Origin of the sequence: Proteus vulgaris (genome assembly GCF_016239305.1) — a bacterium.
Classification (GTDB): domain Bacteria; phylum Pseudomonadota; class Gammaproteobacteria; order Enterobacterales; family Enterobacteriaceae; genus Proteus; species Proteus vulgaris_C.
Window position 1 is genome coordinate 1 of record NZ_JAEHOQ010000058.1, and the last position, 1,215, is coordinate 1,215.

The following is a 1,215-nucleotide window of genomic DNA, read 5'->3' on the forward strand; positions in this document are numbered from 1 at the left end:
GAGCCGAAGCCAGTCGAAGATACCAGCTGGCTGCAACTGTTTATTAAAAACACAGCACTGTGCAAACACGAAAGTGGACGTATACGGTGTGACGCCTGCCCGGTGCTGGAAGGTTAATTGATGGGGTTATCCGTAAGGAGAAGCTCTTGATCGAAGCCCCAGTAAACGGCGGCCGTAACTATAACGGTCCTAAGGTAGCGAAATTCCTTGTCGGGTAAGTTCCGACCTGCACGAATGGCGTAATGATGGCCAGGCTGTCTCCACCCGAGACTCAGTGAAATTGAACTCGCTGTGAAGATGCAGTGTACCCGCGGCAAGACGGAAAGACCCCGTGAACCTTTACTATAGCTTGACACTGAACATTGAGCCTTGATGTGTAGGATAGGTGGGAGACTTTGAAGTGTGGACGCCAGTCTGCATGGAGTCAACCTTGAAATACCACCCTTTAACGTTTGATGTTCTAACCTAGGTCCATGATCTGGATCGGGGACCGTGTCTGGTGGGTAGTTTGACTGGGGCGGTCTCCTCCTAAAGAGTAACGGAGGAGCACGAAGGTTGGCTAAGCATGGTCGGACATCATGCGGTTAGTGCAAAGGCATAAGCCAGCTTGACTGTGAGAGTGACGGCTCGAGCAGGTACGAAAGTAGGTCTTAGTGATCCGGTGGTTCTGAATGGAAGGGCCATCGCTCAACGGATAAAAGGTACTCCGGGGATAACAGGCTGATACCGCCCAAGAGTTCATATCGACGGCGGTGTTTGGCACCTCGATGTCGGCTCATCACATCCTGGGGCTGAAGTAGGTCCCAAGGGTATGGCTGTTCGCCATTTAAAGTGGTACGCGAGCTGGGTTTAGAACGTCGTGAGACAGTTCGGTCCCTATCTGCCGTGGGCGTTGGAAGATTGAGAGGGGTTGCTCCTAGTACGAGAGGACCGGAGTGAACGCACCACTGGTGTTCGGGTTGTCATGCCAATGGCATTGCCCGGTAGCTAAGTGCGGAAGAGATAACCGCTGAAAGCATCTAAGCGGGAAACTTGCCTCGAGATGAGTCTTCCCTGTCACCTTGAGTGACCTAAAGGAACGTTTAAGACTAAGACGTTGATAGGCTGGGTGTGTAAGCGTAGCGATACGTTGAGCTAACCAGTACTAATGAACCGTGAGGCTTAACCTGACAACACCGAAGGTGTTTTGTCTGAGAGACAAAAGTAGATGAAGTA

1 rRNA gene is annotated in these 1,215 nt (G+C 51.5%); it reads left to right on the plus strand.

Annotated features, from left to right (window positions below):
- Window positions 1-1,169, plus strand: a 23S ribosomal RNA gene (locus JEP40_RS18930); the annotation flags it as partial.
- Window positions 1,170-1,215: the final 46 nt, after the last annotated feature.